This is a genomic window from Brachybacterium sp. ACRRE, assembly GCF_022346485.1.
Lineage (GTDB): Bacteria > Actinomycetota > Actinomycetes > Actinomycetales > Dermabacteraceae > Brachybacterium > Brachybacterium halotolerans.
The window spans coordinates 1-23,062 of record NZ_JAKRMO010000068.1 but is presented as its reverse complement, the minus strand read 5'-3'; the positions used below and the strand labels follow the sequence as shown (position 1 = coordinate 23,062).

At 72.9% G+C, this 23,062-nt stretch carries 20 protein-coding genes; all 20 read right to left on the bottom strand.

The window, feature by feature from the left end:
• Nucleotides 1-402: 402 nt before the first annotated feature.
• Nucleotides 403-1,212 carry a hypothetical protein gene (locus tag MHY49_RS16210; RefSeq protein WP_239205836.1) on the bottom strand — a complete coding sequence of 270 codons (810 nt, stop codon included), beginning with the start codon at nucleotides 1,210-1,212 and terminating at the stop codon, nucleotides 403-405.
• Between the two features lie 118 nt (nucleotides 1,213-1,330).
• On the bottom strand, nucleotides 1,331-2,260 hold the full coding sequence (locus MHY49_RS16205; RefSeq protein ID WP_239205834.1) for an RluA family pseudouridine synthase: 930 nt from the start codon (nucleotides 2,258-2,260) through the stop codon (nucleotides 1,331-1,333).
• Nucleotides 2,257-2,916 (bottom strand): signal peptidase II, encoded by a 660-nt coding sequence (lspA, locus tag MHY49_RS16200; RefSeq protein WP_239205832.1) that lies wholly within the window; start codon nucleotides 2,914-2,916, stop codon nucleotides 2,257-2,259. Before lspA ends, MHY49_RS16205 begins: the two co-directional genes overlap by 4 nt.
• A complete protein-coding gene (locus MHY49_RS16195) occupies nucleotides 2,913-3,629 on the bottom strand; it encodes a DivIVA domain-containing protein (protein ID WP_239205830.1) in 717 nt (238 codons plus the stop codon). Before MHY49_RS16195 ends, lspA begins: the two co-directional genes overlap by 4 nt.
• Nucleotides 3,630-3,820: 191 nt before the next feature.
• Nucleotides 3,821-4,111 (bottom strand): YggT family protein, encoded by a 291-nt coding sequence (locus MHY49_RS16190; RefSeq protein WP_200501114.1) that lies wholly within the window; start codon nucleotides 4,109-4,111, stop codon nucleotides 3,821-3,823.
• Nucleotides 4,112-4,118: 7 nt separating this feature from the next.
• Complete coding sequence (locus tag MHY49_RS16185; protein ID WP_200501115.1) at nucleotides 4,119-4,607, bottom strand: cell division protein SepF; 489 nt, start codon at nucleotides 4,605-4,607, stop codon at nucleotides 4,119-4,121.
• Nucleotides 4,608-4,777: 170 nt separating this feature from the next.
• Entirely contained in the window at nucleotides 4,778-5,584 is an 807-nt protein-coding gene (pgeF, locus tag MHY49_RS16180) for a peptidoglycan editing factor PgeF (RefSeq protein WP_239205828.1), read from the bottom strand.
• 13 nt (nucleotides 5,585-5,597) lie between these two features.
• Entirely contained in the window at nucleotides 5,598-6,980 is a 1,383-nt protein-coding gene (ftsZ, locus tag MHY49_RS16175; RefSeq protein ID WP_200501274.1) for a cell division protein FtsZ, read from the bottom strand.
• 333 nt (nucleotides 6,981-7,313) lie between these two features.
• Nucleotides 7,314-8,408, bottom strand: coding sequence for a cell division protein FtsQ/DivIB (locus MHY49_RS16170; RefSeq protein WP_239205826.1), 1,095 nt, complete (start codon nucleotides 8,406-8,408; stop codon nucleotides 7,314-7,316).
• Nucleotides 8,408-10,006, bottom strand: coding sequence for a UDP-N-acetylmuramate--L-alanine ligase (gene murC / locus MHY49_RS16165; protein WP_239205824.1), 1,599 nt, complete (start codon nucleotides 10,004-10,006; stop codon nucleotides 8,408-8,410). The genes MHY49_RS16170 and murC overlap by 1 nt, the downstream gene beginning before the upstream one ends.
• 198 nt (nucleotides 10,007-10,204) lie before the next feature.
• Entirely contained in the window at nucleotides 10,205-11,296 is a 1,092-nt protein-coding gene (murG, locus tag MHY49_RS16160; RefSeq protein ID WP_239205822.1) for an undecaprenyldiphospho-muramoylpentapeptide beta-N-acetylglucosaminyltransferase, read from the bottom strand.
• On the bottom strand, nucleotides 11,296-12,888 hold the full coding sequence (ftsW, locus tag MHY49_RS16155) for a putative lipid II flippase FtsW (protein ID WP_239205820.1): 1,593 nt from the start codon (nucleotides 12,886-12,888) through the stop codon (nucleotides 11,296-11,298). The genes murG and ftsW overlap by 1 nt, the downstream gene beginning before the upstream one ends.
• Nucleotides 12,885-14,429: a UDP-N-acetylmuramoyl-L-alanine--D-glutamate ligase gene (murD, locus tag MHY49_RS16150; protein WP_239205818.1), complete on the bottom strand. Its 1,545-nt coding sequence runs from the start codon at nucleotides 14,427-14,429 to the stop codon at nucleotides 12,885-12,887. Before murD ends, ftsW begins: the two co-directional genes overlap by 4 nt.
• Nucleotides 14,426-15,526, bottom strand: a complete 1,101-nt coding sequence (mraY, locus tag MHY49_RS16145) for a phospho-N-acetylmuramoyl-pentapeptide-transferase (RefSeq protein ID WP_200501122.1) — start codon at nucleotides 15,524-15,526, stop codon at nucleotides 14,426-14,428. The genes murD and mraY overlap by 4 nt, the downstream gene beginning before the upstream one ends.
• The gene (murF, locus tag MHY49_RS16140) at nucleotides 15,523-17,133 is read right to left on the bottom strand and encodes a UDP-N-acetylmuramoyl-tripeptide--D-alanyl-D-alanine ligase (RefSeq protein WP_239205816.1); all 1,611 of its coding nucleotides are present in this window, start codon (nucleotides 17,131-17,133) and stop codon (nucleotides 15,523-15,525) included. The genes mraY and murF overlap by 4 nt, the downstream gene beginning before the upstream one ends.
• Nucleotides 17,134-18,756, bottom strand: a complete 1,623-nt coding sequence (locus MHY49_RS16135; protein WP_239205814.1) for a UDP-N-acetylmuramoyl-L-alanyl-D-glutamate--2,6-diaminopimelate ligase — start codon at nucleotides 18,754-18,756, stop codon at nucleotides 17,134-17,136.
• Nucleotides 18,753-20,486, bottom strand: coding sequence for a penicillin-binding protein 2 (locus MHY49_RS16130; RefSeq protein ID WP_239205812.1), 1,734 nt, complete (start codon nucleotides 20,484-20,486; stop codon nucleotides 18,753-18,755). The genes MHY49_RS16135 and MHY49_RS16130 overlap by 4 nt, the downstream gene beginning before the upstream one ends.
• Before the next feature lie 120 nt (nucleotides 20,487-20,606).
• Nucleotides 20,607-21,101 (bottom strand): hypothetical protein, encoded by a 495-nt coding sequence (locus MHY49_RS16125; protein WP_239205810.1) that lies wholly within the window; start codon nucleotides 21,099-21,101, stop codon nucleotides 20,607-20,609.
• Between the two features lie 27 nt (nucleotides 21,102-21,128).
• On the bottom strand, nucleotides 21,129-22,112 hold the full coding sequence (gene rsmH, locus MHY49_RS16120) for a 16S rRNA (cytosine(1402)-N(4))-methyltransferase RsmH (protein ID WP_239205808.1): 984 nt from the start codon (nucleotides 22,110-22,112) through the stop codon (nucleotides 21,129-21,131).
• 162 nt (nucleotides 22,113-22,274) lie between these two features.
• The gene (gene mraZ, locus MHY49_RS16115) at nucleotides 22,275-22,706 is read right to left on the bottom strand and encodes a division/cell wall cluster transcriptional repressor MraZ (protein WP_200501128.1); all 432 of its coding nucleotides are present in this window, start codon (nucleotides 22,704-22,706) and stop codon (nucleotides 22,275-22,277) included.
• Nucleotides 22,707-23,062 lie beyond the last annotated feature (356 nt).

Below are 23,062 nucleotides of genomic sequence, written 5' to 3'. Positions count from 1 at the left end.
GGGGGGGGGCGCGGTCGACGCTCTGAGGGGCGGTCGACGCTCCGGGGCCCTGCCTGTCCCCTGTGTCCTGTGCCCTGTCTCCGACCCCGGCCCACCGGTCACCAGTCACCGGTCACCGGTCACCGGCCACGTGTCACCGGGCACGGGACACGGGTCACCGGCCACGTGTCATCGGGCACCGACAACGGCCGGCGGTACGAGCCGCGGACCACCGGTCCCGCTGTCACCGACCGGCGTATATCGGACCTCTCTGCCATATACGCCAGAGAGGTCGCACCGGCGCCGGTGCGCGACAACTCGGGCGCGTCCGACGGTCCGCTCGCCGGGCGGAGCCGTCGGCCCGGGCACCGGCGTCGACGTCGGCACCGGCGTCGGGTGTCCCCGTCGACCCACCCGCCGGGCTCACCCGTCGGACGGCCTGCCCGCGCTCCCGTCGTCTCCAGCCGCCCCGCCCTCCTCATCCGTCCCGCTCTGCTCAGCGGTCCCGTCCTCCTCGGCCTCCTGCTCGCGACGCATGCCGGTGAGCAGCTGGTCGAGGTAGTCGTGGACGTCCTCGTAGCTGAGGTGGCGCTCGTCGCGGCGGGGAGGGATGCCGCCCACGAAGGCGCCGCCGTGCCAGGCCATCGAGTCGTCGGGCAGGGTGGGATCGTCGTCGCGCCAGAGGTCCAGGGGGATGGAGTGCGCGGCGAGGTCGCGGGCGATCTCGTCGGCCTTCGCGGGATCGCCCGAGCGCTGCATGACCTGCATCAGCAGGGACTGGGCGGCCCAGGCCGAGGCCTCGTCGCCGCCGGGATCCACGGACTCCTGGACGAGGCCCAGGAAGCTCGCGGCCAGATCGTCCTCGCGGTTCTCGTAGAGGTCCTTGGCCACGCGCAGGGCGATCCTGGGCACGTCCTCGCGCTGCTCCCAGAGCGCGGCCGCGCCGAGCAGCGCCATGCCCGTGCCCGTGGGGAACTCGGGGTCCATGGCGATCGCCGAGCGCGGCATGCGGCCCGCGCGCCGGTCGTCGTCGGCCTCGAGGAAGGCGCGGCCGGCCTCGGAGATGGCCTGGTGCATGCGCTCCTCGTCGTGGAGGACCACTTCGGCATCGGCAGGATCCAGCCCGAGCAGCCGGGCCACGCGGCCGACGGGGAAGCCGGGCCTCGCGAGCGCGCGCTCATGGGGAGGGATCAGGGATGTGCCCGCGTCAGGGTCGGGTCGCTCCTCGCTCATGCCTCGACCGTACAGGCCCCGCGGGTGCGCGCCCGTCATCGATACGCTCCGGCAGAGTCGGTGCTCACAGGCGCCCCGACCGCGGGCGCGACGCGCATCGACGACGGGCGCGAGAGGCTCAGGCGCCCTCGCGCAGGGCGTCCAGCGCGTGCTGGAGGTCGGCGGGATAGCGCGAGGTGAAGGTGACCTGCTCGCGGGTCACGGGGTGCACGAAGGAGAGCTCCATGGCGTGCAGCCATTGCCGCTCGAGGCCGATGCGCGCCGCGAGCGTCGGGTCCGAGCCGTACAGGGGGTCCCCGACCAGCGGGTGGCGCATGGCGGAGAAGTGCACGCGGATCTGGTGGGTGCGCCCGGTCTCGAGGCGCACCTCGCAGAGCGCCGCGCCGGGCAGCTCCTCCATCACGTCGTAGTGCGTGACCGAGGGCTTGCCGTCGCGCAGCACGGCGAACTTGTAGTGATGGTTCGGCGAGCGCCCGATGGGAGAGTCGATCGTGCCCTGCGGCGGCATTGGCCGCCCCTGGCACAGCGCGTGGTAGGTCTTGGAGACCTCGCGGGCGCGGAAGGCGTCCTTGAGCACGGTGTAGGCGCGTTCGGTGCGGGCGACGACCATGAGGCCGCTCGTGCCCACGTCCAGGCGGGAGACGATGCCGCGACGCTCGGGGTCGCCCGAGGTCACGATGCTGACGCCCGCGCCGGCGAGGTGCCCGAGGACCGTCGGCCCGCTCCAGCCCGCGCTGGGGTGGGCGGCCACGCCCACGGGCTTGTCGATCACCACGATGTCGTCGTCCTGGTGCACCAGCCCCATGCCCTCGACGATGCTCGGGCGCACCTCGAGAGGCGGAGCCTCCTGCGGGATGCGCACGGTGAGCATCGCGCCGGGCTCCAGGCGGGTCGAGCGCGCAGGCATCGCGCCGTCCACCTCGACCTCGCCGGCCATCACGAGGTCCGCGGCGCGCGTGCGCGAGAGTCCGAACAGACGGGCGATGCCGACGTCCACGCGCTCACCCGCGAGACCGTCGGGGACGGGGACGGTGCGCTCCTCGCTCATCGCGGCGGCTCCTGGGAGGTCTGGTCGGCGGGTGCGGCCGGGCCGTCGGGCCCGGCCGCGTTCTCGGCGGCCGACGGGTTCGCGGGGCGGCCGATCAGTCCCAGCAGCACGACGAGCAGGGCGCCGCCGGTCACGCCTATGTCGGCGACGTTGAAGATCGGCCAGTGCGGCAGCTGCAGGAAGTCGACGACCCAGCCGGTGAAGGGGCCGGGGGCCCGCAGCAGCCGGTCGTGGATGTTCCCGAGCGCTCCGCCGAGCACGAGGCCGAGGGCGATCGCGTAGGGACGCGAGCGCACCGAGCGCAGGGCGAACACCACCACGGCGACGGCGATCACGATCTGGACGATCGTCACCACGGGAGTGATGCCCGAGCCCATCCCCCAGGCCGCGCCCGAGTTGTACAGCAGGTTCAGCTGCAGGATCTCGCCGAGCAGCGGCTGCGGGGTGAGCGGTGCGAGGTGCGCCTCCGCCCAGTGCTTGGTGACCTGGTCGAGGATCAGGATGACCGCGGCGACCACCACGACGACGATCAGGGTGGTCGTGCGGGTGATGCCCCGCAGCCCGCTGCCCCCGACCTCGCCGGAGACCGTCGAACGGCGGCGGCCGCCGGACCCGTCAGGTCCGGCGGCCGCCGACTCGGTGGATCTGCGGCTCACAGGCCGAAGTTCGCGTGCTTGTCCTGGGTCTCGCTCGTCTCGAGCTCGCTGAGCTGGTTCTCCAGGTAGTTGCGCAGACGGTTGCGGTAGTCGCGCTCGAAGGTGCGCAGCTTCTCGATCTTCTTCTCGAGATCGGCCTTCTTGGTCTCGAGGTCGTCGAGCGTGGTGCGCGACTTCTCCTCGGCCTCGCCGACGATCCGCTGGTGCTCGTCGTTCGCCTCGGAGATGAGGCGGTCGCGCTCGGCCTCGCCGTTGCGCACGTGCTCGTCGTGCAGGCGGTTGGCGAGGGCGATGATGCCGGCGGCCGACTGGTCGGGCGTCTCGGCGACGGCGGCCGCGGCGTCCTGCGTGGACTGCGCATCGGCGACGGCGGCGGTGTCCGCCTCGGCGCCACCGGTCTCGACGGTCGCGGCCTCGGGGGCCGCGGTGCTCTCGCTGACCGCAGCGGTCTCGGAGGTCGCGTCCTCGGCCGACTCGGCCGGAGCGGCGGCCGCGGCGGCGGAGCCGTCCTGCGCGGAGCTCTCGAGCTCGGCGACGCGGTTGTGCGCCTCCTCGAGCTCCTTGGTCAGCCGGGCGTTCTCGTCGATGAGCTCCTGCAGGCGCGGAAGCACCTCGAGGTCGAGGTAATTGTCGACCTCGTCCATGTCGTAGCCTTCGGAGAACCGAACCGGGGTGAACCGCTTGTTCTCCAGGTCCTCGGGCATCAGAGCCATGGGTCACCTTCTCGTACGTCGTGTGGTCAACGCGCCGCTCAGCGTCGCACTGCACAGCGTAGCGGATCGCGCGCGGTGCCACGGCCAGGTCGTGAACCCCGCCGCCGTGGCAGGCGCCACGTCCACGGGCGGAGCCTCTCGACCCGTCGGTGCGCGGGCGTCGGCTCGGTGCGCGGGCGTCGGCGCAGTCCTCAGATCGCGATGCCCCAGAGCACGCGCATCAGCAGGGAGCACACCAGCAGCAGGATGAGCAGGCTGAGGTCGAGCGAGAAGCTTCCCAGCCGCAGGGGCGGGATCACCCGGCGCAGAGCGCGCACAGGAGGATCCGTGAGCGTGAAGACGATCTCGAACAGCAGCAGCACGATGCCGCGGGGCCGGAAGTCGCGCGCGTACGAGCGGATCCAGTCGAGCACGAGACGTGCCAGCAGGACCAGCGTGTACAGCAGCAGCGCGAGGTAGAGGATCGAGGCGATCAGCTGCACTGCGCGCTCAGCTCTGGTTGTAGAAGCTGCCCTCGTCCGTGGTGGACTCGCCGTCCACCTCGACGAACTCCGGGGAGAGCAGGAACACCTTCCCGGTGATGCGCTCGATGCTGCCGCGCAGCCCGAAGACCAGGCCGGCGCAGAAGTCGACCATGCGCTTGGCGTCGCCGTCCTGCATGTCGCTCAGGTTCACGATCACCGGCACGCCGTCCCGGAAGGACTCGCCGATCGCCTTGGCGTCGTTGTACGAGCGCGGGTGAATGGTGGTGATGCGCTGCATCGTGTCCTCCGACGGGTGGCTGACGGCCACCACGCTGCTCTGGCGCTGACGGATCGGGGTCACCTGCGCCTCCCGCTCGTGGGCCGGCTCCGGCGCGCGCTCGGTGCGGCGCACGGGCGCCACCTCGTCGCGGCGCGGCTGCTCGTCCTCGTAGTAGTCCTCGTCGACCTCGTTGGCGAGGCCGAGAGCGACCATCGCGTTGTGCCAGGCTCCCATGGTGCTCTCCCTGTGCATTCGTTCGTCCGCTGCGGTTGGTGGGACTCCGGGGAAGCACGGGGAGTGCGCGGGAGTCCCGGTCAAGAACCTACCGGAGGGTCGGGACGCTCCGACGGACGTGGACGGCGTGTCGTCGCCCGGCGTGTCGCATCACCTGCGGTCGCGGCGGATCAGTCGCGCCGGATGACTCCGGCGAACCGGCCCGTGCGCTGCGCGCGGCGGTAGGAGAACAGGGCGTCGGTCTCGAGGGTGCACGGGTGATCGTCGTCGACGGCCGACGGCTCCAGCCCCGCTCCCTCGAGGATCGCGCGCGCTCCGGCGCGCAGGTCGAGGGCGGGGGTGCCCTGACGCGTGGTCGCCCGGACGGCGGGAAGGTCCGCGGAGGCCCGTGCGCGCATCTCCTCGGGCACCTCGTAACAGGACCCGCAGATGCCGGGTCCGATGGCCGCCTGCATGTGCTCGGGGCGGGCGCCGAGCGCCCGCATCTCTTCGAGCGTGCGCTCGAGCACTCCGCCGAGCAGACCGGCGCGGCCCGCGTGCGCCGCCGCCACGACGCCCGCCTCGGCGTCGCTGAGCAGCACCGGGAGGCAGTCGGCGACCATGATCGCCAGGGCCACGTCCCCTCGGTCGGTGACCAGCGCGTCCGCGGTCACCACCTGCCGCTCCCCCGCCTCCGACGCATCCGCCGCATCTCCCGCGGCTGCCGCTTCTCCCGCGGCCGCTTCCGAGGCCCGCAGCACGTGCACGCGGTCGGAGTGGACCTGCTCGACGAAGACGAGGGGCGCGCCGATGCGCTCGGCGATCAGCTCGCGGTTCCGCGTCACGGCCTCCGGGGCGTCGCCCACGTGGTGGGCAAGGTTCAGACCGTCGAAGGGAGGCTCGGAGACCCCACCGAGACGGGTCGTGAACAGGGCTCGGGCCCCGCGGAGCCGCGGGGCCCGAGCACCGGTGACGGCAGTGGGCCGCTGGTCGTTCACTGCTGCCGATCGCTCACTTGAGGAACGAGGGCAGGTCCAGGTCGTCGTCGTCGGCCGGGGGCTCCTCGACGCGCGGCGGGCGCACCGGGGAGGACTGCGGCTGGACGGGCGCCGGCTGGACGGGCTGCGCCTGCTGGGGCGCCTCCTCCTCGACGTCGGCCGGATCGGCCGCGGCGGGCTCGGCGGCCGGCGCCTGCTGCGACGGCGTGAAGCTCTGCTGGGGAGCGCCCCAGCCGCCGCTGGTCGCGGTCGACGCGGAGTCGGCCGAGCGCACCGGGCGCGGCTCGGGGCGGGCCGGGGCCGACGGCGAGGGACGGCTCGCACCGAAGGCGCGGGCGGCGCCCTCCTGGCGGGAGGCGCGGTCCGATCCGCCCGCGGCCAGGCCGCGATCCCCGCGGTCCGATCCGCCCGAGCGCACGGCGCTCGAGGAGTCGGTGCGCGGGGTGGGCCCGCCGCCCTCGAAGCCGGCGGCGATGACGGTCACGCGGACCTCATCGCCCAGGGCGTCGTCGATGACGGAGCCGAAGATGATGTTCGCGTCCGGGTGCGCGGCCTCCTGCACCAGGCGGGCGGCCTCCGAGACCTCGTACAGGCCCAGGTCGCTGCCGCCCTGGATCGAGAGCAGCACGCCGTAGGCGCCGTCGATCGAGGCCTCCAGCAGAGGACTGGAGACCGCGAGCTCGGCGGCCTGCAGGGCGCGATCGTCCCCGCGGGAGGAGCCGATGCCCATGAGGGCGCTGCCGGCTCCCTGCATGACGGACTTCACGTCGGCGAAGTCGAGGTTGATCAGGCCCGGCGTGGTGATGAGGTCGGTGATGCCCTGGACGCCGGACAGCAGGACCTGGTCCGCGCTCTTGAACGCGTCGAGCATCGAGACCTGCTTGTCGGCGATCGAGAGCAGGCGGTCGTTGGGGATGACGATGAGGGTGTCGACCTCGGACTGCAGCGCCTCGATGCCGGACTCGGCCTGGCTCGAGCGGCGACGGCCCTCGAAGGTGAAGGGGCGGGTGACCACGCCGATGGTCAGAGCGCCGAGGCTGCGGGCGATCTTGGCGACGACGGGCGCGCCGCCCGTGCCGGTGCCGCCGCCCTCGCCGGCGGTCACGAAGACCATGTCGGCCCCGCGCAGGACCTCCTCGATCTCCTCGCCGTGGTCCTCGGCGGCCTTGCGGCCTACCTCGGGATCGGCGCCGGCGCCGAGGCCGCGGGTGATCTCCTTGCCCACGTCGAGCTTCACGTCGGCATCCGACATGAGCAGCGCCTGGGCGTCGGTGTTGATCGCGATGAACTCGACGCCCTTGAGGCCGGACTCGATCATGCGGTTGACGGCGTTGACACCGCCGCCGCCGATGCCGACGACCTTGATGACAGCGAGATAGTTCTGGGATCCGGCCACGTTCAGGTCCTTGCTCTTGTCGTACTCGTGCTGATGAGAGAGGGGCGAGGTCCGCGAACCCTGACCCTCGACCTCGAGTTGAGGTTGGGACTTCTCCGCTCTCATCCCTTGTCTCGACGCTATGGACGAGGTCTGATCGGCGCAACGACCGACCTGCGCGTGTCGCGGCGTGTTGCGTCGATCTGTGCGGGTACGTCGTCGAAGGGGGCGCCGAGGGCCGGATCGCAGGAGCGTCGGTGGGAAGGCCGGGGACCTCCCGCCTCCGCGGGCGGTGCGACCCCGCCTCCGCGGACGGGGCGCTCCCGGCTCCGCACGTGGGGCGCTCCCGCCGCCTCAGCGGGTGACGGGGGCGACCGGGCTGGTGACGTCGATCTCGCTGCCCGGCTGCGTGAGCAGGGTCGTGGCGACCTTCGCCTTCAGCTCGCTGTCCTGCGCGTTGCCCCACACGATGGTCTTCGTCCCGGAGTCGCTCTTCACCGTGAGCGTCACGTCGTTCGTGGAGGACGCGGTGATCCCGGTGACGGTGCTGCGCATCGACTCCGGCAGGGCCGCGAGGACGGAGAGCATGGATCCGGAGATCGCGTCGGTGTCGCCGCCCTTCCCGCCGATCGTCAGCGGGACGAGCTCCTTGTCCTTGCCCGCGGCCTCGGGGAGCTCGACGCCGTCCGCATCGAGGATGTGCGTGGAGCCGTCGGAGTCCTTGAGGGTCGCCAGCGGCGTGCGCTCGGTGACCTCGACCTTGAGCGTGCTCGGCCACTTCTTGGAGACCTGTGCCGTCTTCACCCCGGGCACCTTCTCGACCTCCTTCTCCACGGCGCCCGAACGCACGAGCAGCATGCTGTGGTCCTCCTGCGGAGCCGCGGCGTCGGTGACCGCGGACGCGTCCACGTAGCCTGCGCCGCTCACCGTCACCTCGTGCACGCGCAGCGGGGGGATCGTGATCGCGACGACCAGCAGGACGATCAGGGCGAGGACCGTGCCGGCGGTGCCGAGGATGATCGCGCGGCGACGGCGCCGCCAGGGGCGCGCCCGCAGCATCCCGCCGAAGCGGTCGGCGGCCTGGACGACGCGACCCCGGCCCGTCGTCTCCTCGTGCGACGCGTCGGCGCCCGTGCGCCCCTGCGCAGCCGGGGTCGACGCGGACCCGGAGGCCGCGGTGCGCTGCGCGGAGCTCTTCTGCGCCGCGGAGCCCGGACGCTGGGCGGGGCGCTTCTGCGCCGCGGCCCCCTGACGCTGCGCGGCGCTCTTCCGGGACGCGGGCGCCTGCCGCTGCGCGGGCGCCGCGCGCTGCGCCGAGGTCTGGCGCTGCGCAGGGGTCTCGCGCTGCGCGGGTGCCTGACGGCGAGGGGCCGCGGCACGCTCGTCGGCCGACGGGCGGGGCTCCGGGGCTCCGGGGCGAGGCCGCGGAGGGGTGGGACGGCGCGCCATCAGGACAGCTCACCGCCGAGCGCTGCGAGCACCCCCGGGGTCGCCTCGACGATGTCCCCCGCGCCGAGCATGAGGACGATGTCGCCGTCCTCGGCGGCGGCCGCGAGGGAGGGTGCGACCTCGGCGCGATCGGTGAGCGCGTGCAGCACGGCGCCCGGCTCGGCGCGATCGGTGATGGTGCGCGCGTCGACGGCCGGGTCGGGATCCTCCCGGGCGCCGTAGACGGGCATCACCCAGGTCTCGTCGGCCCCGCCGAGGGCGCGGGCGAAGTCCTCCGCGAACGCGCGCGTGCGCGAGTAGAGATGGGGCTGGAAGGCGACGAGCACGCGCCCGGTGGGGCCGACGATGCCCCGGGCGGCGGCGATCGTCGCCTCGACCTCGCGCGGGTGGTGCGCGTAGTCGTCGAACACGGGCACCCCGCGGACCACTCCGCGCAGGTCGAAGCGGCGGGAGGCGCCCGTGAAGGGGCCGACGCCCGTCGCCAGGGCGCGCGCGATCGCCGCGGGGTCCGGCGTCGAGGCGGAGATACCCGCGGGATCGGCGACGTCGGCGGTCTCGTGTCCGTCCACGGCCAGCAGGGCGAGCGACCCGGCCAGAGCGCCCATGGCGTTCAGCACGTTGTGGTGCCCGGTGACGTGCAGGTCCAGCTCGATCTCGCCGACAGGGCCTGCGACCCGGGCGTGGGTGCCGGTGGCCTCGGGCGTCTCCTCGAGCAGACGCCAGTCGGCACCGGAGGCGCGTCCGTAGGTCTGGACGTCGACGCCTCGCGCGGCGGACCGCTCCCCCAGCGCCGCGGCACCCGCGTCGTCGGCGCAGACCACGAGCGTGCCGCCCGGGACGAGGCGGTCGACGAGGGCGTCGAAGGCGGCCACGAGGGTCGCCTCGTCGCCGTGGAAGTCCAGATGGTCGGCCTCGAGGTTGGTGACCACGAGCGCGGAGGGGGCGAAGGCGAGGAAGGAGCCGTCGGACTCGTCGGCCTCGATCACCGCGAGCGCAGCGTCCGGACCGGCCTCATCCGTCGGCCGCTCGGAGTCCGCGTCCTCGCGCAGTCCGGCATTGCGGCCCAGGTCCGGGACGGCGGCGCCGAGGGCCCAGGCCGGGTCCGCGTCCGTGCCGCGCAGCGCGAGCACGGCCATGGCGGTCGTCGACGTCTTGCCGTGGGTGCCGGCGACCGCGAGCAGTCGGCGATCCTGCAGCAGCCCGGCGAGGGCCGCGGCGCGATGGATGACGGGGATGCCGCGCTCGCGAGCGGCGATCACCTCGACGTTGTCGGCGCGCACGGCGGTGGAGACGACGACGAGATCGACGTCGTCGGCCAGCAGGCCCGCGTCGAAGCCGATCCCGATGCGGGCGCCCGCCGCGCGCAGCGGACCGATGAACTGGCCGTCCTGCGAGTCCGATCCGCTCACGGCGAGCCCCGCCTCGAGGGCGAGCCGCGCGACGGCGGACATGCCCGCACCGCCGATGCGCACCACATGGAGCGAGCGCACGGGGCCCTGGGGCCATGCGGAGTCGGTGACCACGTCTCCGGGACGGAGCATCGTGCGCACCCCGTCGGGCAGGGCGGGAAGGTCGTCGGAGGCAGCGCGCGGGGTCATGCGCCCACGGTAACCGGCGCTCCTCGGAGCCTCCCGGAGGCTCTCCGCGCGTCGTCGGTCACGTGCCCGGGGAGAGCCGGACAGGATCCCGCGACGGGACACCGCGGCCGGCTCGCGGAGGGGCCGCCCGCAGTGGGGTGAACTGCTCTGGGACCAGCAGCGCCGGGGCCGGCCCCGGTGGGGTGAGCAGCGCTGGGATCAGCCGCGGTGGGCGGCGGCGAGGACGAGACCGGCGAGGCGCTCGGCGGCGTCGGTGATGCCGAAGGCGCGGGAGGCCTCGGACATCGCCCGCAGGCGCTCGGGGTCGCTCAGCAGCGGCAGGATCGTGCCGGTCATGACCTGCTCGTCGAGGTCGGCGTCGGAGATCATGAGGGCGCCGCCGGCGCTCACGACCTCCTGGCCGTTCAGCGCCTGCTCCCCGTTGCCGACCGGCAGGGGCACGAACACCGCGGGCAGGCCGACGGCCGTGAGCTCGCTGACGGTGCCGGCCCCGGAGCGGGTGACGGCGAGGTCGGCGGCGGCGTAGGCGTCCTCCATGGCGCTCACGTACTCGACCAGCTGGTAGCCGTCGCGGTCCGCGAGGGCGGCTCCGACCTCGGTCTTCCCGCGGCCGGTGACGTGGAGGATCTGGCCGCCGTGCGCGAGCACCGTCTCCGCGCTGTGCACGACGACCTCGTTGAGGTGCTGGGCGCCCAGGGACCCCCCGGTGACCAGCAGCACGGGGCGCTCCGGGTCCAGTCCGAAGGAGCGCACGGCGTCGGTGCGGCGGGCGGCGCGGTCGAGGGCCGCGATGCCCTCGCGCATGGGCATCCCGATGCGGCGGGCACCGGGCAACGGGGTGTGCTCGAAGGCCGTGAGCACGGCCGCCGCACCACGGGCGCCGAGGCGGTTGGCGAGGCCGGGCCGACGATTCGCCTCATGGATGAGGCGAGGGATGCGCGCGGAGGCGGAGGCGAGATAGGCGGGCGGGCACACGTAGCCGCCGAAGCCGCAGACAGCGCCGACGCCGCGGTCCTTCATGAGTGCGCGCACCTCGCGCAGGCTGCCGCCGAAGCGGGCCGGGAAGCGCAGCGCAGCGCCGTTGGGACGACGCGGGAAGGGGACCTTCTCGATGGTGACGAGCTCGAGGCCCGCGGCCGGGACGAGGTCGGCCTCCAGGCCGTCCGCCGTGCCGAGGGCGAGCACCTCGGCCTCGGGGTCGAGCTCGCGGATCTTCGCGGCGGTGGCGAGAAGCGGTGAGACGTGGCCTGCGGTGCCGCCTCCGGCCAGCAGGACGGTCGGTGCGTTCATCAGCGGGCGTATCCCTCGGTGTCGGGGCGGGCAGTGGGCTCGGCCGATCGGGCCGACGAGCGGGCACGGGTACGTCGCGCGGTGCCCGAGCTGCGGGATCCGGCGCCGCGGGACCCTGTGGTGCGGGTCCCGGAGCTGCGGGTCCCGGCGCCGCGGGAGCGGGAGCACGGGGCCGCGGTGCGGGCGCGCCCGCCGGAGGCGGCTGCGCGCGTGGTGGACGCCTTCGCGGTTCCTGCCGTCGCCTTCGTCTTCCGCGACGACGCTCCGCCTGCCGGCTTCGCCCCGCGGCGACCGCGGCGGCGACGTCGCGTCCCCTCTCCCCCGCGGCTCGCGGGGATCACGGCGAGAGCGCTGCGCACGGTGCCCATGCGGGCGGTGAGGGCCTCCTGGGCGCCGGGCTCGTGGCGGGCGAAGGACAGCAGCATGCCCAGGGCCAGCATGGACGCGACCAGGGCGGAGCCGCCGGAGGAGATGAAGGGCAGCGGCACGCCGAGCACGGGGAGCATGCCGGTGACGACCATCATGTTCACGAAGGCCTGGCCGAGCAGCCAGGCGCCCACGCCGCCGATGGTGATCTGGATGAACGGGTCCCGGGCGCGGGTGATCATCCGGAAGAGGATGAGCGCGAACACGGAGAACAGCAGCAGCACGCCGAGCGTGCCGATCAGCCCGAGCTCCTCGCCGATGATCGCGAAGATGTAGTCGTCCTGGGCGGCAGGCAGGCGCCCCCACTTCTGGCGCGACTGCCCCAGACCGACGCCCCACCATCCGCCCTCGGCGAGGCCCATGAGGCCCTGGTCAGACTGCAGGCAGGAGTCGCCCTCGCAGGTGCCGTGCAGCCAGTTGCCGATGCGGGCCATGCGGTTCGCGTTGGTCAGGGCGAAGAAGAGGATCGCGGCGACGCCCACGCCGCCGCCGAGCACGAACCAGCGCCGCGGCACGCCGCCGATCCAGAGGGAGCCGGCGACCAGCATCGCCATGATCATCATCGTGCCCAGGTCGTGGCCCAGCAGCACAAGGCCCAGGGCGACCACGATGACCGGCACCACGGGGATCACGAGATGCATCGTGCGGTGCAGCAGCGGGCGCTTGCGGGTGAGGATCGCGCCGAGCCAGACGGCGAGCGCGAGCTTGAGGAGCTCGGAGGGCTGCAGGGTCTGGCCGGCGATGCGGATCCAGTTCGTGTTGCCGCCGGCGGCGACCCCGATGCCCGGCACGTGCACGAGGCACTGCAGGGCGAGGCCGAGCCCGAGCAGCACCCACGCGAGCTTCTCGTAGATGCGCGGGGGCAGGAATGCGGCGACGAGCAGGCCGACGAGCCCGATCAGTGCGAACTTCCCCTGCGCGAGCAGTCCCGCGAACGGGGAGTCGCCCTTGGCGATGCTCACCACGGAGCTGCTGGAGAGGACCATCACGAGGCCGGTGCCGATGAGCAGCGTGCCCACGCAGATCAGGCCGTAGAAGTCCAGGACCGGGGAGCGTCCCCAGTCGCCGAGGCCGTTGCGCACGCGCCCGCCGACGTCGCCCAGGGGGCGGTCCTCGTCCGGACGCACCACAGCAGGGGCCCGACGGGGCGTCTGCTGGGGGCTCATGCGCGTCCTTCCGGTCCGTCCGGCTCCTGCGTGTCCTCGGCGTCCTGCGTCCCGGTGGCCGCGCGGGCGGCGGCGGCGAAGAGGTCGCCGCGCTCGGCGTAGTCCGCGAACTGGTCGATCGAGGCCGCGGCGGGTGCGAGGAGCACCGCGTCGCCCTCCCGTGCCAGTCCGGCCGCCGCGTCGACGGCCTCCCGCATCAGTCGGGAACGTCCTTCGGGGTCCTCAGTGTCACCCGCGGGCACGCGCACGCGGGGTATTGCTGGGGCGTGTCGCTCGAGCGCCTCGCGGAAGGGCGTGTCGTCTGATCCGATCAGCACGACGCCGCGGAGGCGTCCGGACACCTCGGCGACCAGCGTGTCGACGTCGGCCCCCTTGGTGTCGCCGCCCGCGATCCAGACCACGTGCTCCATGCCGAGCAGGGAGGCGCGGGCCGCGTCGGGATTGGTGGCCTTGGAGTCGTCGACGAAGGCGATGCCGGGGGCGACCGCGACGATCTCGCTGCGATGGCTGCCGGAGCGGAAGGCGCGCAGCCCCTCGCGCACGGCCGCCTGGGTGACGCCGTGTGCGCGGGCGAGGGCCGCGGCGGCGAGCGCGTTGAAGACGACGTGGGGCGGGGCGCCGTGGGGGCCCAGGTGCGCCAGGTCGGCCAGGGAGCCGAGCTCGGCGGCCTGACGGCGGCGGTCCTCGACGAAGGCGCGGTCCACGAGCAGGTCGTCGACGACGCCCAGCTCGGACGGGCCGGGGGCGCCCAGGGTCACGCCCACGGCACGGGCGCCCTCGACGACGTCGGCGTCCTCGACGAGCCTCCGGGTGAGGGCGTCGGCCGTGTTGTAGACGCAGGCCACGCGGACGCCCTCGAAGATCTTTCCCTTGGCGCGGGCGTAGGCCTCGAGGCCGCCGTGCCAGTCGAGGTGGTCCTCGGTGATGTTGAGGACGGCCGCGGCCTCGCAGTCCACGTGCTGGGTCCAGTGCAGCTGGAAGCTCGAGAGCTCGACGGCCAGGACGTCGAACCCCTCGGGGTCGAGGGCCGCCTCGATGACGGGCAGGCCGACGTTCCCGCAGGCGACGGCGCGCAGCCCGTCGGCGCGCAGGATCGTCTCGAGCATCGTCACGACGGTGGTCTTGCCGTTGGTGCCGGTGACGCCCAGCCAGGCGGGGCCGTCCGGCGCCTGCATGCGGCGGGCGAGCTCGACCTCGCTCCACACCGGGATGCCCGCGGCGGCGGCCTGCGCAAGCAGGGGCTGGTCGGGACGCCATCCGGGGGACGTGACCACGAGGTCTACGTCCGCGTCCTCGGGGAGGGCGAGCGTGTGCTCGGCGCCCAGCCGCACCTCGACGTCGAAGACCTCGAGGATGCGGGCGCGCTCGCGGTGGCGCGGGGTGTCCGCCGCGTCGACGACGATCACGCTCGCACCGCGCTGCATGGTCTGGTCGGCGACCGCGTACCCGGAGACGCCGAAGCCGACGACGAGGATCCTGAGGCCGGCGACGTCCAGGCCCGGCCAGGGGCGCGCGTCGACCGGCGTGCCGTCCGAGCTCACGAGGCGATCCCCGGGAGCGCGTCGAGGTAGAACAGGCCCAGTCCGGCCGCGCCGAGGACGCCCGCGATGATCCAGAAGCGGACCACGATCGTGACCTCGTTCCAGCCCTTGAGCTCGAAGTGATGCTGGAGCGGGGCCATCCGGAACACGCGCTTGCGGGTGAGCTTGAAGCTCGTGACCTGGATGATGACCGACAGCGAGATGATCACGAAGAGGCCGCCGATGATCGCGCCCAGCAGTTCGGTGCGCGAGACGATCGTGAGGCCTGCGAGGGCGCCGCCCAGGGCGAGGGAGCCGGTGTCGCCCATGAAGATCTTCGCGGGCGAGGTGTTGTACCAGAGGAAGCCGATGCACGCGCCGCCGATCGCGGCCGCGATGATCGCGGTGTCCAGCGGGTCGCGCGCGCTGTAGCAGTGGGCGGAGTCCAGCAGGAGGTGCCCGCTCGTGCAGGTCTGGCGCCACTGCCAGAAGGAGATCACGAGGTAGACGCCCGCGAAGATGATGGTGGCGCCGGTGGCGAGGCCGTCGAGCCCGTCGGTGAGGTTCACGCCGTTGGACCAGGCGGCGACCAGGAAGTTCGCCCAGATCGCGAAGAGCACGAAGCCGATGGTGGTGCCGGCGAAGGCGAGGTCGAGCCAGGGCAGGTCGCGCACGAAGGAGAGGCGCGTGGACGCGGGCGCATGGCCCGAGTCGTTGCGGAACAGCAGGGCCATGACGGCGAAGGCCGTCGCGATGGCGAACTGGCCGATGAGCTTCTGGTAGGCCCTCAGGCCCAGGCTGCGCTGGCGGGTGATCTTGATGAAGTCGTCGAGGAAGCCGACGACGCCCAGTCCTGTCATCAGGAACAGCACGAGCAGGCCCGAGGCCGACGGCGGCTGCTGGGTGATGAGGTGGGCGACCGCGTACCCGATCAGCACCGAGAGGATGATCGCGACGCCGCCCATGGTGGGGGTGCCGCGCTTGGTGGAGTGCGAGGTCGGCCCGTCGTCGCGGATGAACTGCCCGTAATGGCGCTTGACGAGCACCCGGATGTACAGCGGGGTGCCGATGAGCGCCAGGACGAGCGCGGCGCCGCCGGCGATGATGATCGCGATCATGCGCGTGCGCCTCCTGCGTCTCCCGGCTCGTGGTCGTCGGTCGTGGGTGTCGGCCCGGTGGTCGCCGGGTCCGGCGCCGTGTCCTGCGAGTCTGCCATGCCGTGGGCCGCCGGGGCGTGAGCGCCTGCGGATCCGCCGCTCGGCGCGGCGGCCGGGTCTCCCCCGCCGCGCTCGCGCGCGTCGAGGGCATCGCGCAGCGGCTGGGCGAGCGTGCGCAGGCCGGCGTCGCGCGAGGACTTCAGCAGGATGACGTCGCCCGGCTCCACGATCTCGACGAGGCGCTCGAGGGCGGCGTCGAGGTCGGGGACCTCCTCGGACTCGTCGCCGAAGCTGCCCTCGAGGCAGGCGCCCCGATGGATCAGCCGGGCCCCGGGGCCGACGGCGATCAGCTGGGAGATGTTGAGGCGGACGGCGAGGCGGCCCACCTCGTCGTGCAGGCGCAGGGAGTCCTCGCCGAGCTCGAGCATCTCGCCGAGCACGGCGATGGTGCGCCGGGTGCGGCCCAGGTGCGCGAGGGTCTTCAGGGCCTGGCGCATGGAGTCGGGGTTCGCGTTGTAGGCGTCGTTGAGGATGAGCACGTCCCCGGCGGCGTGCACGGCCTCCATCCTCTGGCCGGAGCTGAGGTGCAGGCGCGGCAGGAGGCGCGCGAGGTCCTCGAGGTCCATGCCGAGCACGAGGGCGGCGGTCGCGGCGGCGACGGCGTTCAGGGCCTGGTGCTCGCCGAGCAGGTCGAGGGTGATCTCGCGGGTGTCCGCGGGGATGGCGCTGCCGTCCAGGCGGGTGAGGCCCTCGGGGACGGCGAGGGTGAGGCGGGCGCGGGCCTGCTCATCGAGGCGGAGGTCCTGGACGCGCACGTCGCCGGAGGCCACGCCCCACGTGGTGACCGGCGCGGAGGTGCGCGAGGCCATGCGTGCGACGCGGGCGTCGTCGGCGTTGAGGATCGCCCGGCCCGTGGGCTGGAGGGCCTCGACGATCTCGCCCTTGGCCTGCGCGATCGCCTCAACCGATCCGAACTCGCCGAGGTGCGCGCTGCCGACGTTCAGCACGAGGGAGACGTCGGGCGGGGCGATCGCGGTGAGGTGGGCGATGTGGCCGATGCCGCGGGCGCCCATCTCCAGCACGAGGAAGCGGGTGTCCTCGGTCAGGGACAGCACCGTGAGCGGCAGGCCGAGCTCGTTGTTGGGGCTGCCGGAGGGCGCGACCGTCGGCCCGATCTCCCGGAGCAGCGCGCCCAGCAGGTCCTTGGTGCCGGTCTTGCCGGCGCTGCCGGTGAGGGCGACGACGCGCAGGTCCTCGCGGCGCGCGCGGGCGCTCGCGAGCTGGGCGCGGGCCAGGTCGGACAGGGCTGTCACGACGTCGGCCACGCGCACGGCGGGGACGTCGACGGCGTCGGTGACCAGGGCGAGAGCCGCGCCGGCGTCGCGGGCGGAGCCGACGAAGCGGTGGCCGTCGACGTTCTCGCCGTGGAAGGCGGCGAACAGGTCGCCCTCGCGCACGGCGCGGGAATCGATGCGCGCCTCGCCGGTGACCTGCTCGGTGCCCGTGGCGCCGCCGATCAGCTCACCGCCGGTGAGGTCGGCGATCTCCTGGGCTGTGATGGCGAGCATTCAGCGTCCTTCTCGGGGTCGGGTCGGGGCGTCGTCCGGATCCACGGGCGCGGCGTCGGACCCGGAGAGTCGTCGCCGCAGCTGCACGCGATCATCGAACGGAAGGACTGTATCGCCGATCGTCTGACCGGTCTCCGCGCCCTTGCCGGCCAGCAGGATGGTGTCGCCCACGTCGGCCAGCTCGCACGCGAGGTCGATCGCGCGCTCGCGACCGGCGACGACGTGCACCTCGGCGGAGGTGTCCGCGGGGATGCCGGCGCGCACCTGCTCGCGGATCGAGGCAGGGTCCTCGCTGCGGGGGTTGTCGTCGGTGATGATCACGACATCGGCGAGGTCGGCGGCGACGGCGCCCATGTGGGGCCGCTTGCCGGCGTCGCGGTCGCCGCCCGCGCCGATCACGGCGAGGAGCCGGCGGGTGCCCGGCACCGCGCGCAGGGTGGCGAGGGTCTTGGCGAGGGCGTCCTCGGTGTGGGAGAAGTCGACGACCCCGCGCACGGGCTCCTCGGCGACCAGCTCCATCCGTCCGGGCACGCGGCCGGAGCGCGAGATCGCCTCGCGCACCTCGGGGCCGCTGCGGCCGACGGCCTCGAGCAGGAGCAGGACGGCGACGGTGTTGGCGACGTACGGCATGCCCGGGATCTGGGAGTTCAGATCGTGGGTCGAGCCGTCGGCCTCGCGCACGCGCAGGGAGCTGCCGAAGGCATGGGGCTCGACCTGCTCGACCACGACGTCCGCGGAGCGGGCCGGGTCCGTGGTGAAGGTCGTGACCGGGATGGGCGACTCGCGGGCGAGCCGCATGCCCCAGTCGTCGTCCACGCAGACCACGCCGACGCGCGCGTGCGCGGGCGCGAAGAGGGAGGCCTTGGCGCGGAAGTAGTCCTCCATCGTGGGATGGAAGTCCAGGTGGTCCTGGGAGAGGTTGGTGAAGGCGACGGCGTCGAAGGCGATCTCGTCGGCCCGGTGCAGGACCATCGCGTGGCTCGAGACCTCCATGACGCACACCTGCACGCCGCTCTGGAGCATGCGCGCGAGGATCCCCTGCAGGTCCGGCGACTCCGGGGTGGTGCGCACGGTGGTGACCACGGCGTCCTCCCCGTCGCCGTCGCGGTACTCGGTGCCGTTGGTGCCGATGACGCCGGCCGGCACCCCCAGGGAGAGCAGGGTGCGGTGCAGCATCGTGGCGACGGACGTCTTGCCGTTCGTGCCGGTGACGCCGATCATCGTGAGCCGCTGCGAGGGGTCGCCGTAGACGGCGGCCGCGGCGCGCGCGGTCGCCGCACGGGGATCGTCCAGGACCAGGGCGACCAGGCCCGCGCGCACGCACTCCTGGGCGCCGACGGGATCGGTGAGGGCCGCGAGCGCGCCCGAGGCCGCGGCCTGGGAGGCGAAGCGGGCGCCGTGGGTGCGGGCCCCGGGCAGGGCGCAGTAGAGGTCGCCGGGCTCGACGGCGCGGGAGTCGAGGGTCGCGCCGGTCAGCACGATGGCGTCGTCCGCAGGGCCGACCACCTCCGCCCCGAGCAGACGGGCGAGCTCCCCCGCCGTGATCCGCGGGGCCGCGAAGGCGTCTGCAGCGTCCACGTCGAGACGGGGACGGGGCGGGACCGCGCGGGGATGACCGCTCACCACTCGTCCTCCAGGGTCTTGCCCTTCGTGCCGGTGGGCGCGATGCCCTGGGTCTGGAGGGTGTACTGCATGAGCTCGGAGAACGCGGGGGCGGCCGCCGTGTTGCCCGAGATGAAGGTCTTCAGTCCGTACACGAACACGCCGATGGCGATCTCCGGGTCGTCGATGGGCGCCATCCCGATGAAGGACGCGGTGTAGCCGGCCCCGCTCTCCGCCGTGCCGGTCTTGCCGCCGACCGCGTAGTTCGGGACGGCCGCGTTGGACGCGGCGTCGTCGTCGATGTCGTTGTCCATGAGGTTGCGGATGGTCCGCGCGGTCTCGCTCGAGCAGGCGCGCACGCCCTTGGCGGTGGTGGCCGCGGTCAGCGTGCCCTTCTCGTCGCGGGTGCCCGCCACGATCGTGGGCTGCATGCGCACACCGTCGTTCCCGAAGGCGCCGATCGCGGCTGTCATCTGGATGGGGGTCACGGAGTACCCCTGGCCGAAGGCGATCGTGAAGCGCAGGCGACCCGCCCAGTCCGCCACGGGGTGCAGGATGCCCTCGGACTCCCCGGGCAGGCCGATGCCGGTCTTCTCGCCGATCCCGAAGGCCTTGAGCGTCGCATAGCGCTGCTTGTCGGAGACGGTCTTGGAGATCTGCACGGTGCCCACGTTCGAGCTGTTCTTCAGCACGCCCGCGAGGGTGAGGTGCTGGGTCTCGTGCGGGTGGGAGTCCTTGATGCGGTTGCCGTCGAAGTCCATCGTGTAGGGCACGGTGTAGTGGGAGGACGGCGTGACCTTCTTGTGCTCGAGAGCGCACGCCACGGTGAGGAGCTTGCCCGTGGAGCCCGGCTCGAAGACGTTGGACAGCGACTGGTTGCCCAGGTACTCGGGGTCGGTCTTGCCGGGCTTGTTCGGGTCGAACGTCGGGTAGTCCGCGAGGGCGAGCAGCTCGCCGGTGCGCACGTTGTAGATGACGGCGCTGCCGGCGTCGGCACCGAACTTCTTCACGGTCTCGGCGACGACCTGCTGGGACTTCCACTGCAGGTTCTCGTCGATCGTGAGCACGAGGTCGTCGCCGTCGACGGCCTCCACGGTGGTCTGCTTGCCGGTGGGGATGACCTGGCCGCCGGCGCCGCGCTCGTAGCGGACCTTTCCGTTCTTGCCGCGCAGGTTCTTGTCGTACTTGTACTCGGCGCCGGCGAGCGCCGCACCGTCGCCGCCCATGAAGCCGATGACGTTGGCGCCGATCTCCCCGGCCGGGTAGATGCGCTCGGAGACGCGGTCCGATCCGATCCCGGGGATCTCCTGCGAGATGACGGCTTCGCGCACGTCGGGCTCGACGTTCTTGCGCAGGTAGAGGAAGCCGCGCTTCCCCGTGAGCGTCTTCTCGAGATCGTCGACGTCCTCGTCCAGCAGCGGGGAGAGCACCTTGGCGGCGGCCTTCACGCCGGTGCCCAGATCCTTGTCCTTGGGCTTGAAGTCGCCGACCTGCAGCTGGTTCACCCAGAGGTCGTAGCGCTCGACGCTGCGTGCGAGCACGGCGCCGTTGCGGTCGACGATCTCTCCGCGCAGGGCGGTGATGGTGCGATCGGTGGTGCGCTGGTCGACCGCCTCAGCGGCGCGCGCGCTCGCGTCCAGCCCCTGCACCCAGACCAGGCGGCCTCCGAGCGTGACGGCACCGGCCCCCATGAGCGTGAGCATGAGGCGGCGGCGCATCAGCGGCTCGCCCACGCGCGGGGCCGGGATCACCGGATGCGCGGGTCGGGTCTGACGGCGTCGGGACGACGACGCGCCGCGCGCCGATCCGGACGACGCGCGCGAGGACGAGGAGCCCGAACGTCCTCGGTCACGGGAGTTCGAGGCCATCGATCAGTCCCCCTCGTTGCCCATTCCGTGGTACGTCTCCGCGTCCTCGTAGATCGAGGCCGCGGGGATCGAGGACGATTCTGCCCCGGAGGCGCCCTGGACCGTCTGCGCCTCGCCGACGACCTTGCCATTTCCCAGATCGATGTAGCCCGGGTCGCCGGCCTGGACCATGCCCAGATCCTTTGCGCGCTTCCCGAGCTCCTGGGGAGTGCTCAGCTCGTCCTCCTGCTCCTGCAGCCCCTGGGACTGCTCGGTGAGCTTCTGCGAGGTGGACTGAAGGCGGGTGATCTCGTAGCTGGTGTCGGACATCTGGATGTTCAGGAACAGCACCGCGGTGAGGGTGACCACGGCGATCAGGGTGCACAGGATCGCGAACGGGAGCGGGCTGCGGCGCGTCGACGGCGCGGCGACCACCGCGAGGCGGGGCCTGGCGGAGGTGCGGGCGACGGGTCGCGCGGCGCGGCGGGGTGCGACGCGGGGTGCGGTGCTGATGGCCATGATGCGTTCCGATTCGTCGGTCGTTCGTCAGTGTGCGGGTCGGAGGCGCTCGGCGGCGCGCAGGCGCACCGAGGCGGAGCGGGCATTGGACTCGCGCTCGGCCTCGTCGGCCTGGAGCGCGCCGCGGGTGAGAGCGGCGAAGGTGGGCTTGTGCTCCTCGAGCTCGAAGGGCAGGTCCGGAGGCGCCGAGGAGCGGGTGCGACGGGCCAGGGCCGACTTCACGAGCCGGTCCTCGCCCGAGTGGTAGGACTCGACGACCACGCGGCCGCCGACGCCGACGGAGTCGAGGGCCCCGTCGATCGCGCGGGCGAGGATCGCGAGCTCGTCGTTCACGGCGATCCGCAGGGCCTGGAAGGAGCGCTTGGCTGGGTGTCCGCCGTGCGCGCGGGAGGCCGCGGGGATCGCGCGGTCCAGGAGGTCGACGAGCTCTCCGCTGCGCTCGAGCGGGTGCTCGGCGCGCTCGGAGACGATGCGGCGGGCGATGCGCGGGGCGAAGCGCTCGTCGCCGTACTCCCGCAGGATGCGGGCGAGCTCCTTCTCGTCGAGGTCGCGCAGCAGGTCGGCCGCGGTGGGGCCTCCCGAGGCGGGGTCCATGCGCATGTCCAGGGGCGCGTCGGCCGCGTAGGAGAAGCCGCGCTCGGACGTGTCGATCTGGAAGCTGGAGAGCCCCAGGTCCATCATCACGGCCGACGCGGTGACCTCGCGCTCGGCGAGGACCTCGGGGATCGCGTCGTAGGTGGCGTGCACGAGGTCGATGCGGTCGGCGAACCCGTCCTGCGCGAGGCGCTCGCGGGCGAGCTCGAGGGCTGCGGTGTCACGGTCGATGCCGATGAGGCGGGAGTGCGGGCAGGCGGCGAGCACGGCGCTGGCGTGGCCGCCCATGCCGAGCGTCGCGTCCACGTAGACGGAGCCCGGCTCGACCAGAGCCGGAGAGAGGAGATCGACGCACGCCTGGAGCATGACGGGAGCGTGGCGGTCCTGGGCCCGGACCGGATGCTGGTTCTCGTCCATGCCACCGCCTCTCCTGCGTGATGCGTGCTTCTCGATCGTCGTGGTGCGGCATCGCGTGCTGCTCGTGGTGCCGTCCGGCGGGATTCCTCGTCGCTCCCGACCCGCCACCGGGGAAGTTGCGTCGGGGCGGGAGCGACGAGAGGTCTCGCGGGACGGAGTCCCTCAGAACAGGCCCGGGACCACCGACTCGGCGGTCTGGGCGAAGCCCTCCTCCTTCTGCTCGAGGTAGGACTCCCACGCGGGGAGCGACCAGACCTCGAGACGGTCCAGAGCGCCGATCACGGCGCATTCCCGGTCCAGGCCCGCGTAGGTGCGCAGCTGGCCGGGGATCGTGATGCGGCCCTGCTTGTCCGGGATGACGTCCTCCGCCCCCGAGAGCAGCACACGCAGGTAGTCGCGCGTGCGCTGATCCGTGGTCGGAGCCCGCCTGGCCTCCTCGAGCTTCTGGCGGAACTCGGCCAGGGGGTACACCGCGATGCAGTGCTCCTGCCCCCGAGTCATCACCAGGCCCGAGGCGAGCTCGTCCCGGAACTTCGCGGGAAAGATCAGGCGGCCCTTGTCGTCGAGCTTGGGCGTGAAGGTTCCGAGGAACATCCGCGCCCCCTTTCTCGACGAGGGATCACCATCTCCCTCCTGCACGCCCCACTTTACCCCACAACTCACCACTTCCCGCTACCCATTCGTCGAATCGACCTCAGATTCGCGGCATCAGAGCAGGTCAGGAGCGTGGAGCGGGGTGGAGGGAAACCCTGCGGCAGAGCCGTTCCAGGGCGTGTCCGTGCCTGGCGGGGCCGTCGAACCCTGGGAACGCGTTCAGCAAGAGCGCAGGTCACTGCCCCGCGGAGGCCTCCGACGGGGGAACCGGGCATGCGCGGGACTCACCAGATCCCGCTACCAATAATTAGAATCCACCTCAGATTCCAGGCATCAGAGCAGGTCAGGAGCGTGGA